The sequence below is a fragment of the Duganella sp. Leaf61 genome (genome assembly GCF_001421905.1).
GTDB lineage: Bacteria > Pseudomonadota > Gammaproteobacteria > Burkholderiales > Burkholderiaceae_D > Rugamonas > Rugamonas zoogloeoides.
The window spans coordinates 339876-352684 of the sequence record NZ_LMLM01000023.1; the positions used below are offsets into that span (position 1 = coordinate 339876).

11 protein-coding genes are annotated in these 12809 nt (G+C 61.6%); all 11 read left to right on the forward strand.

Annotation, left to right across the window (positions count from 1 at the left end; genetic code table 11):
- Positions 1–8 precede the first annotated feature (8 nt).
- The 11 genes from ASF04_RS14530 (at position 9) to ASF04_RS14580 (ending at position 12807) form a co-directional block, all read left to right on the forward strand.
- A complete protein-coding gene (locus ASF04_RS14530) occupies positions 9–4757 on the forward strand; it encodes a glutamate synthase-related protein (protein ID WP_056142909.1) in 4749 nt (1582 codons plus the stop codon).
- A gap of 77 nt (positions 4758–4834) precedes the next feature.
- Positions 4835–6298: a glutamate synthase subunit beta gene (locus ASF04_RS14535; protein ID WP_019924138.1), complete on the forward strand. Its 1464-nt coding sequence runs from the start codon at positions 4835–4837 to the stop codon at positions 6296–6298.
- A 252-nt stretch (positions 6299–6550) separates the two neighbouring features.
- A complete protein-coding gene (locus ASF04_RS14540; RefSeq protein WP_082488777.1) occupies positions 6551–7354 on the forward strand; it encodes an ABC transporter ATP-binding protein in 804 nt (267 codons plus the stop codon).
- Positions 7351–8139, forward strand: a complete 789-nt coding sequence (gene mlaE / locus ASF04_RS14545; RefSeq protein WP_026637700.1) for a lipid asymmetry maintenance ABC transporter permease subunit MlaE — start codon at positions 7351–7353, stop codon at positions 8137–8139. Before ASF04_RS14540 ends, mlaE begins: the two co-directional genes overlap by 4 nt.
- A gap of 34 nt (positions 8140–8173) precedes the next feature.
- Complete coding sequence (mlaD, locus tag ASF04_RS14550) at positions 8174–8644, forward strand: outer membrane lipid asymmetry maintenance protein MlaD (protein ID WP_019924135.1); 471 nt, start codon at positions 8174–8176, stop codon at positions 8642–8644.
- The gene (locus ASF04_RS14555) at positions 8645–9568 is read left to right on the forward strand and encodes a VacJ family lipoprotein (protein WP_056142915.1); all 924 of its coding nucleotides are present in this window, start codon (positions 8645–8647) and stop codon (positions 9566–9568) included.
- Between the two features lie 42 nt (positions 9569–9610).
- Positions 9611–10261 (forward strand): phospholipid-binding protein MlaC, encoded by a 651-nt coding sequence (locus tag ASF04_RS14560; RefSeq protein WP_056142918.1) that lies wholly within the window; start codon positions 9611–9613, stop codon positions 10259–10261.
- 21 nt (positions 10262–10282) lie between these two features.
- Positions 10283–10639 carry a lipid asymmetry maintenance protein MlaB gene (locus tag ASF04_RS14565; RefSeq protein ID WP_056142921.1) on the forward strand — a complete coding sequence of 119 codons (357 nt, stop codon included), beginning with the start codon at positions 10283–10285 and terminating at the stop codon, positions 10637–10639.
- Between the two features lie 187 nt (positions 10640–10826).
- Positions 10827–11741: an ABC transporter ATP-binding protein gene (locus ASF04_RS14570; RefSeq protein WP_056142923.1), complete on the forward strand. Its 915-nt coding sequence runs from the start codon at positions 10827–10829 to the stop codon at positions 11739–11741.
- Positions 11738–12505 (forward strand): ABC transporter permease, encoded by a 768-nt coding sequence (locus ASF04_RS14575; RefSeq protein WP_056142926.1) that lies wholly within the window; start codon positions 11738–11740, stop codon positions 12503–12505. The genes ASF04_RS14570 and ASF04_RS14575 overlap by 4 nt, the downstream gene beginning before the upstream one ends.
- A 65-nt stretch (positions 12506–12570) precedes the next feature.
- Positions 12571–12807: a BolA family protein gene (locus ASF04_RS14580; protein WP_019924129.1), complete on the forward strand. Its 237-nt coding sequence runs from the start codon at positions 12571–12573 to the stop codon at positions 12805–12807.
- The last annotated feature ends 2 nt before the right edge of the window (positions 12808–12809 follow it).

Here is a 12809-nt window from a genome sequence, read left to right on the forward strand (position 1 = left end):
AGAGCACCATGAAAGCCCAAGGTCTGTACGATCCATCCAATGAACACGATGCCTGCGGCGTCGGATTCGTCGCCCATATCAAGGGTAACAAGAGTCACTCCATCGTCGAACAGGGTCTGATGATCCTGAAGAACATCGACCACCGTGGCGCGGTCGGTGCCGACCCGCTGATGGGCGACGGCGCCGGTATCCTGATCCAGATCCCGGACCAGTACTACCGCGACGAGATGGCCAAGCAGGGCGTGGAATTGCCGCCTCCGGGCGAGTACGGCGTGGGCATGGTGTTCCTGCCGAAGGAAAACGCCTCGCGCATCGCCTGCGAACAGGAAATCGAGCGCGCCGTGCGCGCCGAAGGCCAGGTATTGCTGGGCTGGCGCAACGTGCCAGTCGATATCGAGATGCCGATGTCGCCGACCGTGCGCGAAAAAGAGCCGGTCATCCGCCAGATCTTCATCGGTCGCGGCGCCGACATCATGGTGACCGACGCGCTCGAGCGCAAACTGTACGTGATCCGCAAATCGTCGGGCCACGCGATCCAGGCGTTGAACCTGATCCACGGCAAGGAATTCTTTGTCACCTCGATGTCGGCCCGTACCATCGTGTACAAGGGCCTGCTGCTGGCCGACCAGGTGGGCGTGTACTATAAAGACCTGCAGGATGCGCGTTGCGTGTCCGCTCTGGCGCTGGTGCACCAGCGCTTCTCCACCAACACTTTCCCGGAATGGCCGCTGGCCCACCCGTACCGCCTGATCGCCCACAACGGCGAGATCAACACCGTCAAAGGCAACTTCAACTGGATGCGCGCCCGTGAAGGCGTGATGAAGTCGGCCGTGCTGGGCGAAGATCTGCAAAAGCTGTTCCCGCTGATCTACGAAGGCCAGTCGGACACCGCGTGCTTCGACAACGCGCTGGAACTGCTGTTGATGGCAGGCTATCCGCTGGCCCAGGCGATGATGATGATGATCCCGGAAGCCTGGGAAAATCACGGCACGATGGACGACAATCGCCGTGCGTTCTACGAATATCATGCAGCCATGATGGAACCATGGGACGGCCCTGCCGCCATGGCCTTTACCGACGGCCGCTACATCGGCGGCACGCTGGACCGCAACGGTTTGCGTCCGGCCCGCTACATCGTCACCGACGACGACCTGGTCGTGATGGCATCGGAATCGGGCGTGCTGCCGATCCCGGAATCGAAGATCATCCAGAAATGGCGCCTGCAACCAGGCAAGATGTTCCTGATCGACCTGGAAGCGGGCCGCATCATCGACGATAAAGAGCTCAAAGACACCTACGCCAACGCCAAGCCGTACAAGGCGTGGATCAACGCGGTGCGCATCAAGCTCAACGAAATCAAGCTCAGCGAAAGCCAGCTGGCGCACAACCGCGCCAAGTACGGTGCGGGCACCACTGTCACCGCTGCGCCGGCCCAGGGCGAAAAAGCCGTGCCGTCGCTGCTGGACCGCCAGCAGGCGTTCGGCTACACCCAGGAAGACCTGAAATTCCTGATGGCGCCGATGGCTGCCGCCGGCGAAGAAGCGACCGGCTCGATGGGCAACGACTCGCCGCTGGCCGTCATGTCCAACAAACTCAAGCCGCTGTACAACTACTTCAAGCAACTGTTCGCGCAAGTAACCAACCCGCCGATCGACCCGATCCGCGAAGCGATGGTGATGTCGCTGGTGTCGTTCATCGGTCCCAAGCCCAACCTGCTCGACACCAACAACGTCAACCCGCCAATGCGCCTCGAAGTGTCGCAGCCGATCCTCGGCTTCGACGACATGGAGCGCCTGCGCAACATCAGCCTGCACACGGGCGGCAAGTTCAAGTCGTACGAACTGAGCATCTGCTACCCGCTGTCGTGGGGCAAGGAAGGCATCGAAGCCTGCCTGGCCTCGCTGTGCGCGGAAGCCGTCGATGCCGTCAAGTCGGGCCATAACATCCTGGTCGTGTCCGACCGCAGCATCGGCCCGGACCGCGTGGCGATTCCTGCGCTGCTGGCCACGTCCACCGTCCACCAGCACCTGGTGAGCAAGGGCCTGCGCGCTTCCACCGGCCTGGTCGTGGAAACCGGCTCGGCCCGCGAAACCCACCACTTCGCACTGCTGGCAGGCTACGGCGCCGAAGCGATCCACCCGTACCTGGCGATGGAAACCCTGATCGAACTGGCGCACGGCATGCCGGGCGACCTGTCGGGCGAAAAAGCGATCTACAACTTCACCAAGGCTGTCGGCAAGGGCTTGATGAAGGTGATGTCGAAGATGGGCATCTCCACCTATATGTCGTACTGCGGCGCGCAGATCTTCGAAGCTGTCGGCCTGAACAAGTCGCTGGTCAACAAGTACTTCAAGGGCACGTCGTCGAACGTGGAAGGCATCGGCGTGTTCGAAGTGGCCGAAGAAGCGCTGCGCCTGCACGCGGCCGCTTTCGGCAACGATCCGGTGCTGGCCAACAACCTCGACGCGGGCGGCGAATACGCGTTCCGCGTGCGCGGCGAAGACCACCTGTGGACGCCGGACGCGATCGCCAAGCTGCAGCACTCGACCCGTGCCAACAACTTCTCGAGCTACAAGGAATACGCGCAAATCATCAACGACCAGAGCCGTCGTCACCTGACCCTGCGCGGCATGTTCGAGTTCAAGATCGATCCGAGCAAGGCGATTGCCCTCGACGAAGTGGAACCGGCCAAGGAAATCGTCAAGCGGTTTGCGACTGGCGCCATGTCGATGGGTTCGATTTCGACCGAAGCCCACGCAACGCTGGCCGTGGCCATGAACCGCATCGGCGGCAAATCGAACACCGGCGAAGGCGGCGAAGATCCATCGCGCTATACCCAGGAATTGAAAGGCATCAAGATCAAGCAGGGCGAGACCATGGCCTCGGTCATGGGCAAGGAACAGATGGTGGTGGACATCGCCTTGCAGGAAGGCGACTCGCTGCGCTCGCGCATCAAGCAGGTGGCCTCGGGCCGTTTCGGCGTGACTGCGGCTTACCTGAACTCGGCCGATCAGATCCAGATCAAGATGGCACAGGGCGCCAAGCCGGGCGAGGGCGGCCAGCTGCCAGGCCACAAGGTGTCGGAATACATCGCCACCCTGCGCTTCTCGGTGCCGGGCGTGGGCCTGATTTCGCCGCCGCCGCACCACGACATCTATTCGATCGAAGATCTGGCACAGCTGATCCACGATCTGAAAAACGCCAATCCGCGCGCGTCGATCTCGGTCAAGCTGGTGTCGGAAGTCGGTATCGGCACGGTGGCTGCCGGTGTCACCAAGGCCAAGGCCGACCACGTGGTCGTCGCCGGCCATGACGGCGGTACCGGCGCCTCGCCACTGTCGTCGGTGAAACACGCCGGCACGCCGTGGGAACTGGGCCTGGCGGAAACCCAGCAGACCCTGGTGCTGAACGGCCTGCGTTCGCGGATCCGGGTCCAGGCCGACGGCCAGATGCGTACCGGCCGCGACGTGGTGATCGCCGCCATGCTGGGCGCCGACGAAATCGGCTTTGCCACGGCGCCGCTGGTGGTCGAGGGCTGCATCATGATGCGCAAATGCCACCTGAACACCTGCCCGGTGGGCGTGGCCACGCAAGACCCGGTGCTGCGCGCCAAGTTCTCCGGCAAGCCGGAATACGTGGTCAACTACTTCTTCTTCGTCGCCGAAGAAGCGCGTCAACTGATGGCGCAGCTGGGCATCCGTACTTACGACGAGCTGATCGGCCGCGTCGACCTGCTCGACAAGTCGAAAGCGATCTCGCACTGGAAAGCCAAGGGCCTGGATTTCACCAACATCTTCCACCAGCCCGAGGTGCAGAACGGCCAGTCGATCTACCACACCATGGACCAGGATCACGGCCTGGACAAGGCGCTCGACCACAAGCTGATCGCGCAAGCGAAGGGTGCGCTGGAAAAAGGCGAACGCGTATCGTTCATCTCGCCGGTGCGCAACGTCAACCGCACGGTTGGCACCATGCTGTCGGGCGAAGTGGCCAAGCGTTACGGCCACGCCGGCCTGCCGGACGACACCATCCACATCCAGCTGCAGGGCACGGCCGGCCAGTCGGCCTGCGCATTCCTGGCGCACGGCATCACCATCGACCTGGTGGGTGAAGGTAACGATTACGTGGGCAAGGGCTTGTCGGGCGGCCGCATCATCGTGCGTCCGAACACCGAGTTCCGGGGCTGGGCGGTCAACAACATCATCGTCGGGAATACCGTGCTGTACGGCGCGATCAACGGCGAAGCGTTCTTCAACGGCGTGGCCGGCGAGCGTTTCGCGGTGCGTAACTCGGGCGCCACGGCGATTGTCGAAGGCACCGGCGACCACGGTTGCGAATACATGACCGGCGGCACCGTGGTGGTGCTGGGCGCTACCGGCCGCAACTTCGCGGCAGGCATGTCGGGCGGTATCGCCTATGTGTACGACCCGGAAGGCGACTTCGAATCGCGTTGCAATACGGCGATGGTGACCCTGGAGCGCGTGCTGAGCACCAAGGAGCAGTCGGCGCAAAGCGAAACGTACCACGTGCTGCACAAGGACCTGGGCCGCGAGTCGGACGAAGTGATCCTGAAACGTTTGATCGAGCGCCACTTCAAGCACACGGGCAGCACCCGTGCCCGCCTGTTGCTCGACAACTGGGCCGACAGCCGCAGCAAGTTCGTCAAGGTATTCCCAAGCGAATACAAGCGCGTGCTGGCCGAAATGGCCGAGGACGTGGCGAACGAGACGGCGGTAGTGCAGCCGGTGGCAGCTTAAACAAACCGACCGCCTGGAGCCGTCAGCGATGACGGCTCGGCAGTCCCGGGTCAACACAGAATTGTAAGGATTTAATCGTGGGTAAAATCACCGGTTTCATGGAATTCCAGCGTCAGGAAGAAGGCTATCTGCCACCTGCCACGCGTTTGAAAAACTACGCCGAATTTGTCATTCCGCTGACGAACGAGCAAGCCAAGGTGCAGGGCGCGCGCTGCATGGATTGCGGCATCCCGTTCTGCAACAACGGCTGCCCGGTCAACAACATCATCCCCGACTGGAACGACCTGGTCTATCGCGGCAACTACCGCGAAGCGCTCGATACGCTGCACTCGACCAACAACTTCCCCGAGTTCACTGGCCGCATCTGCCCGGCGCCGTGCGAAGCCGCCTGTACCCTGGGCATCAGCGAAGATCCGGTCGGCATCAAGTCGATCGAACATAAAATCATCGACGAAGGCTGGGAACACGGCTGGGTCGTGCCGCAACCTGCGGCGCACCAGACCGGCAAGAAAATCGCCGTGGTCGGTTCCGGTCCTGCGGGCCTGGCTGCTGCCCAGCAGCTGGCGCGCGCCGGCCATGCGGTGACCGTGTTCGAGAAATCGGACCGTGCCGGCGGCCTGCTGCGTTATGGCATTCCAGACTTCAAGATGGAAAAGTCGCACATCGACCGCCGCATCAAGCAGATGGAAGCCGAAGGCGTGGTGTTCCGCACCAGCGTGTTGATCGGCAAGGACTTCCCGGCCAACGTCAACAACTGGGCCAAGGAAACCATCTTCCCGGAAGACCTGGAAAAAGAATTCGATGCCGTGATCCTCGCTGGCGGCGCCGAGCAGCCGCGCGACCTGCCGGTGCCGGGCCGTGAATTGAAGGGCGTGCACTTCGCCATGGACTTCCTGCCCCAGCAAAACAAGATCAACGCCGGCGACAAAGTCAAAGACCAGATCAAGGCCACCGGCAAGCACGTGGTCGTGATCGGCGGCGGCGATACCGGTTCCGACTGCGTCGGCACGTCGAACCGCCAGGGCGCCGCGTCGGTCACCCAGTTCGAACTGATGCCCATGCCACCGGAGCAAGAGAACAAGCCGCTGGTGTGGCCATACTGGCCGACCAAGCTGCGCACGTCGTCGTCGCACGACGAAGGTTGCGAGCGCGACTGGGCCGTCGCCACCAAGCGCCTGGAAGGCAAGAACGGTAAAGTGGAAAAACTGGTTGCCTGCCGCGTGGAATGGAAAGACGGCAAGATGGCCGAAGTGCCCAACTCGGAATTCGACATGAAGGCCGACCTGGTGTTCCTGGCCATGGGCTTCGTGTCGCCGGTTGCCAACATTCTCGACGCCTTTGGCGTGGAAAAAGATGCGCGCGGCAATGCCAAGGCGACCACCGACGGCGAAGGTTGCTACAAAACTTCGTCGGCCAAGGTGTTTGCCGCCGGTGACGTGCGCCGTGGCCAATCGCTGGTGGTGTGGGCGATCCGCGAAGGCCGCCAGTGCGCGCGCGCAGTCGATGAGTTCCTGATGGGCAGTTCCGAACTGCCACGCTGATCACCGCCGCAAGGCGATGTTTTCCCCCGGGAGCGGGCGGGCAATCCCCGCGCCTCCCGGTTTTTTTATGCCGTCGATGATGCAATGCACAATGTAACAAATCGTGCCTCATGTAAATTGCTGACTTTGGGTTCAGTAGTGTTGTATTATCGGCGATACATCATCCGTCCCTTTGCGTTGAACGGAGGTGCTTCCAGCAAGGATTGACCTTTCTGCACTACAATACGGCATCAAAAAATAAAGAGTTCCGTCGTGTCCAATCTAGTCGAAATTCGCGATTTACATTTCTCGTATGGAAAGCGAGCCATCCTGTCCGGGCTGAGCATGGATTTCCCACGTGGAAAAGTGATCGCAGTCATGGGCGGTTCGGGTAGCGGCAAGACCACGGTATTGCGCCTGATCGGTGGCCAGCTCACCCCGCGCAAAGGCCAGGTCAAGGTGCAGGGCCAGGTGGTTCACAAGCTCAATACCGCCGGCCTGTACTTGCTGCGCCGTAAAATGGGCATGCTGTTCCAGCATGGCGCCCTGTTTACCGATCTCACCGTGTACGAAAACGTCGCCTTCCCGCTGCGCGAGCACACCGACTTGCCGGAAGAGCTGATCCGCAACCTGGTGCTGATGAAGCTGCACGCCGTGGGCCTGCGCAATGCCGCCGCCCTGAAACCCGGGGAAATCTCGGGCGGCATGGCGCGCCGCGTAGCGCTGGCGCGCTCGATCGCGCTCGATCCCGAACTGATCATGTACGACGAGCCGTTTGCCGGCCTCGACCCGATCTCGATGGGTGTCACCGCCAACCTGATCCGCAATCTGAATACCGCGCTCGGTTCGACCTCGGTGCTGGTGTCGCACGACGTCAAGGAATGCTTCGCCATTGCCGACTACGTGTATTTCCTGTCGCAGGGCAAAATCGTTGCGCATGGCACGCCGGCCGACATGATGGCGTCCACCGACCCGTATGTGCACCAGTTCGTCAACGCGGAAGCGGACGGACCGGTACCGTTCCACTATCCCGGCAAATCCCTGGCCGACGACCTTGGCCTGGGAGTCAAAGCATGAGTGTAAGAAATTTGTTGTCCAAGCTCGGTGCGCCGCTGCGCGATTTCGTTGAAGGCATCGGCTTTGCCGCGCGCACGTTCTTCGAAATCCTGCGCCTGTCGCCGGGGCTGATCTTCCGCCGGCCACACCTGCTGGTCGAGCAGCTGCACTTCATCGGCAATTACTCGATGGTCATCATCACGCTGTCCGGCCTGTTCGTCGGCATGGTGCTGGGCTTGCAGGGTTATTACACGCTCAATAAATACGGCGCCGAGCAATCGCTGGGCCTGCTGGTGGCGCTGGGTCTCACGCGCGAGCTGGGGCCGGTGATCACCGCGCTGCTGTTTGCCGGCCGCGCCGGCACGTCGCTGACCGCCGAAATCGGCCTGATGAAGGCGGGCGAGCAACTGTCCGCCATGGAAATGATGGCCGTAAACCCGATCCAGCGCGTGCTGGCGCCGCGTTTCTGGGCCGGCGTGATTTCGGTGCCGCTGCTGGCGTCGGTATTCAGTGCCGTGGGCGTGATGGGCGGCTACCTGGTCGGTGTGCAACTGATCGGGGTGGACGAGGGCGCTTTCTGGTCGCAAATGCAAGGCGGCGTGGACCTGTTCAAGGATGTGCTCAACGGCTTCGTCAAGAGCATCGTGTTTGGCGTGGCGATCACTTTCATTGCGCTGTACCAGGGTTACCAGGCGCGTCCCACCCCGGAAGACGTGGCCCGCGCCACCACCCGCACGGTCGTGATCTCGTCGCTGATGGTCTGGTGGCTGGACTTCATGTTGACGGCGCTGATGTTCAGCAAATAGTTGTAAGATAAAACGGAATTAAACGAGGATAGTTATGCAACGCAAATCTCTGGATGTCTGGGTCGGCCTGTTTATCGTCATCGGCGTGGCCGCACTGATGTTTCTGGTGTTAAAAGCCAGTAATACCGGCTCATTGTCCTTCGGTAAAACCTATGCGATTACCGCCAAGTTCGACAACATCGGCAGCCTGCGTCCGCAAGCGGCCGTCAAGGCGTCGGGCGTGGTCATCGGCCGCGTGGGCGAGATCAGTTTCGACGACAAGACTTACCAGGCGCTGGTGACCTTGAACATGGATGAAGGCTATAACTTCCCGAAAGACAGCTCGGCCAAGATTCTGACGGCAGGCTTGTTGGGTGAGCAATATGTAGGTATCGAAGCAGGCGGCGACGAGAAAAACCTGGTCGCCGGAGACAAAATCGCACGTACCCAATCGGCCGCCGTGCTGGAAGACCTGATCAATCAGTTCATCTACAGCAAGGCTGCCGAAGGCAAAAAGGACGAATAAATGAAAAGCAATAAAACCTCGCTGCGCACTGCTGCGCTGGTGCTGGGTACCGCGATGATGCTGGCCGGCTGCGCCGGTCCGAACCCGCGCGACCCGTACGAAAGCTACAACCGCGCCATGTTCAACTTCAACGACAAGGTTGACACCTACGCATTGAAACCGGTGGCCACCGTGTACCGCGACGTCACGCCATCGTTCGTGCAAACAGGCGTGGGCAATTTTTTCGGCAACATTTCCGATGCCTGGAGCGGTGTGAATAACCTGCTGCAAGGCAAGGGCGAAGACGGCATGACCGACATCACCCGCTTTGCGCTCAACTCCACGCTCGGTATTCTCGGCCTGTTCGACATTGCCACCCCGGCCGGCCTGGAAAAGCACAAGGAAGACTTCGGCCAGACCCTGGGCGTCTGGGGCCTGGAATCGGGGCCGTACCTGGTGCTGCCGCTGCTGGGACCGTCCACTGTGCGCGACACCGTGGCGCTGCCAGCCGACTTCGCCGGCAATATCTGGCGCTACAAGGATCCGACCAATGTCCGCAACATCGGTACCGGCATCAACCTGATCGATACCCGCGCCAGCCTGCTGGACGCCGGTTCGCTGTTTGAAGACGCCGCACTCGACCGCTACGTGTTCCTGCGCGACGGCTACCTGCAACGCCGCGAAAGCCAGGTCTTCCCGGACGGCAATCCGCGCAAGCCGAAGCAGAACGACGATCCGTACGGTGAAGACGACGGCGCCAAGCCAGCTGCCGATCCGCAAGCCGCACCGGCAACCCCGGCGCCCGCTGCAGAGCCGGCACCTGCCGCTCCCGCAACGCCGCCGCAAGCCGACGCTGCAACTGTTGCTCCAGTGGAAACTTCGCCAACCGTGTCAGCCGAATCCGCCCCGAACGCGTTAAACTCTGGTACACCGGCTGCGAACTGAGCCAGCCTGTGACCCGAAGAACTCACACAAGGTAGATAAACAATGAATCTGATCAAACAACTGATAGCTGTTGCCACCGTGGCCACGATGGGCTTCACCATGACCGCGCAAGCGGCCGAGGCGCCCGACGCGCTGGTCAAGCGCATCAGCGAAGACGTGATCAACACTGCCAAGGCCGACAAGGACATCCAGTCCGGCAATCAGCAAAAAATCATGGCGCTGGTCGAAAACAAGATCTTGCCGTACGTCGATTCGAACCGCATGACCGCGCTGGCGGCCGGCCGCTTCTGGCGCCAGGCGTCGCCTGAGCAACAAAAAGCGCTGTCGGAACAGTTCCGCACGCTGCTGGTGTACACGTACTCGGGCGCGCTGTCGCAAATCAAGAACGAAACCATCACCTTCAAGCCGCTGCGCGCCGATCCGGCCGATACCGACGTGGAAGTGCGTTCGCAAGTGAACATGACCCGTGGCGATCCGGTCCTGCTGAACTACCGCGTGGCCAAGGCTGGCGACAGCTGGAAAATCTATGACATCAACGTCATGGGCGCCTGGCTGGTGGAAACCTACAAAGGTACGTTCACGTCCGAAATCAACAAGGGCGGCGTTGACGGCCTGATCAAGACGCTGACCGACAAGAACAAGTCGCTGGCCAGCAAACCGCTCAAAGCCAATCCTGCCACGCCAGCCAAATAAGTACCTAACCAAGCTATCGCCATGACCGCCGACGCCACCGACAACCTGCAATCACTCACGTCCCTGACCGTGCTCAACGCCACTGCGGCGCAAGAGCGCGGCCTGGCTGCCATCAAGGCCGGCCAGCGGGCGTTTGATTTAAGCAACGTTACCTCGGTGGATTCGGTGGCCGTGTCGGTGCTGCTGTCCTGGCAGCGCGCCGCGCGCGAAGCCGGGGTGCAGCTGGCGCTGCACAACCTGCCTGCCTCGCTGAAAAACCTGACCAAGCTCTATGGCGTCTGCGGCCTGGTGTTCCCCGGCCAGGAAGAAGAGCAAGATCTGGGCAATACCACTGTCGCCCCGGCCGCCGCGCCTGCCGACCTGCACCACCATCATTGACCCCCGCTCCGCCCCCTCGCAGTTTTAGTATTCCGCCGGTCCGGCTCGACCGACCCAGATTTCCAATATAATTGAACGTTGCCGCAGCTACAGCGCTGCGGCCCCCCTGAATCACCGTTTCGTGCCGTTTTCGGCGCCTGGCGGGCACTCAGCGCCGGTCACGCCGTCGCACAACATAAAGTCTAGAATGTCAGCGATCCAAATAACGAATGTCGAAAAGCGCTACAAGTCGCTCCAGGCGCTGGGCGGCGTGTCGCTCACCATCGAGGAGGGCGAGTTTTTCGGCCTGCTGGGCCCCAACGGCGCCGGCAAGACTACCCTGATTTCCATCATTGCCGGCCTGATCCGGCCTGATGCCGGCAAGGTCAGCATCCACGGCCATGACGTCACCGGCGATTTTCGCGAGGCGCGGCGCAAGCTGGGCGTGGTGCCGCAAGAACTGGTGTTCGATCCGTTCTTCACCGTGCGCGAAACCCTGCGCCTGCAATCGGGCTACTTCGGCCTGCCCAACAACGATGCCTGGATCGATGAGGTGATGCACAACCTCGACCTGACCAACAAGGCCGACACCAATATGCGCGCCCTGTCCGGCGGCATGAAGCGCCGCGTGCTGGTCGCGCAGGCGCTGGTGCACAAGCCGCCCGTGATCGTGCTCGACGAGCCGACCGCCGGCGTGGACGTGGAGCTGCGCCAGACGCTGTGGAAGTTCATCTCGCGCCTCAATCGCGAAGGCCACACCGTGGTGCTCACCACCCACTACCTGGAAGAAGCACAGGCGATGTGCAAGCGCGTGGCCATGCTCAAGAGCGGCAAGGTCGTTGCGCTCGACTCAATGGCGGCGCTGATCCGCCGCATTTCCGGCTCGCAGCTGATCGTCAACATGACGGCCGGCGATTTGCCGGACGACCTGCGCCACCTGGTCACGCACCCGGAGGTCTCCGACCACGGCCGCAAGTACAGCCTGCGCATCAACGAGTATTCGGAAGTGGAAGGCATCCTGGCGCGCCTGCGCGAGGCGGGCGCCGTGATCGACGAGATGCAGCTGCAACAGGCCGATCTCGAAGACATCTTCCTGCAAATCATGGACAAGGGCTCCGTATGAATTTCATCTCGAGCGGCTTCCGCACCCTGGTCTACAAAGAGACGCTGCGCTTCTGGAAGGTTGCGACGCAAACCGTGGCGGCGCCAATTCTGACCGCCATGCTGTACCTGCTGATCTTCGGCCACGTTTTAGAGGGCCGGGTGCAGGTGTACGAAGGCGTGAGCTACACGTCGTTCCTGATTCCCGGTTTGGTGATGATGAGCGTGCTGCAAAACGCGTTTGCCAACTCGTCGTCGTCGCTGATCCAATCGAAAATCACCGGCAACCTGGTGTTTGTGCTGTTGACGCCCCTGTCGCACTGGGAAATCTTCTCGGCGTACGTGATCGCGGCCATGGTGCGCGGACTGGCCGTGGGCGTGGGCGTGTTTGCCGTGACCGCGTGGTTCGCCCACATGAGTTTTGCGGCGCCGCTATGGATCGCCGTGTTTGCCCTGCTGGGCGCGGCCATCCTGGGCACCATGGGCCTGATCGCCGGCATCTGGGCCGAGAAATTCGACCAGCTGGCCGCGTTCCAGAACTTTTTGATCATGCCGCTGACGTTCCTGTCCGGCGTGTTCTACTCGATCCACTCGCTGCCGTCGTTCTGGCTCACCGTTTCGCACCTGAACCCGTTCTTCTACATGATCGACGGCTTCCGCTACGGCTTCTTCGGCCAGTCCGACACCAGCCCCTGGATCAGCCTGGGCATCGTCTCAGCCTTCCTGGTGGTGCTGTCGCTGGCGGCGATCCGGCTGCTGCGCAGCGGCTATCGTCTGCGACACTAACCGGCGGCGCCAGGAGCACAATCATGCGTCAAATACAGATAACAGATTTAAAACAGGACCCCATCATGGCTACCACTCCAGAACTGATCCACGGCTACATCTCTGCCGGCCTCGAATGCACCCATCTCGAAGTGGACGGCGACGGCCAGCACTTCCAGGCCATCATCGTGTCGCCGGCGTTTGCCGGCAAGCGCCCGATCCAGCGCCACCAGCTGGTGTATGCCGCGCTGGGCGACCGCATGCGCGAAGAAATCCACGCGCTGTCGATGAAAACCCTCACCCCAGAAGAATACCAAGGCTAAGC

Excerpts from the sequence above, each read along its gene's own strand:
- mlaD (WP_019924135.1), top strand. The coding sequence starts at position 8,174 with ATGCAACGCAAATCTCTGGATGTCTGGGTCGGCCTGTTTATCGTCATC.
- ASF04_RS14530 (WP_056142909.1), top strand. The coding sequence starts at position 9 with ATGAAAGCCCAAGGTCTGTACGATCCATCCAATGAACACGATGCCTGC.
- ASF04_RS14560 (WP_056142918.1), top strand. The coding sequence starts at position 9,611 with ATGAATCTGATCAAACAACTGATAGCTGTTGCCACCGTGGCCACGATG.
- ASF04_RS14580 (WP_019924129.1), top strand. The coding sequence starts at position 12,571 with ATGGCTACCACTCCAGAACTGATCCACGGCTACATCTCTGCCGGCCTC.
- ASF04_RS14565 (WP_056142921.1), top strand. The coding sequence starts at position 10,283 with ATGACCGCCGACGCCACCGACAACCTGCAATCACTCACGTCCCTGACC.
- mlaE (WP_026637700.1), top strand. The coding sequence starts at position 7,351 with ATGAGTGTAAGAAATTTGTTGTCCAAGCTCGGTGCGCCGCTGCGCGAT.
- ASF04_RS14555 (WP_056142915.1), top strand. The coding sequence starts at position 8,645 with ATGAAAAGCAATAAAACCTCGCTGCGCACTGCTGCGCTGGTGCTGGGT.
- ASF04_RS14575 (WP_056142926.1), top strand. The coding sequence starts at position 11,738 with ATGAATTTCATCTCGAGCGGCTTCCGCACCCTGGTCTACAAAGAGACG.
- ASF04_RS14570 (WP_056142923.1), top strand. The coding sequence starts at position 10,827 with ATGTCAGCGATCCAAATAACGAATGTCGAAAAGCGCTACAAGTCGCTC.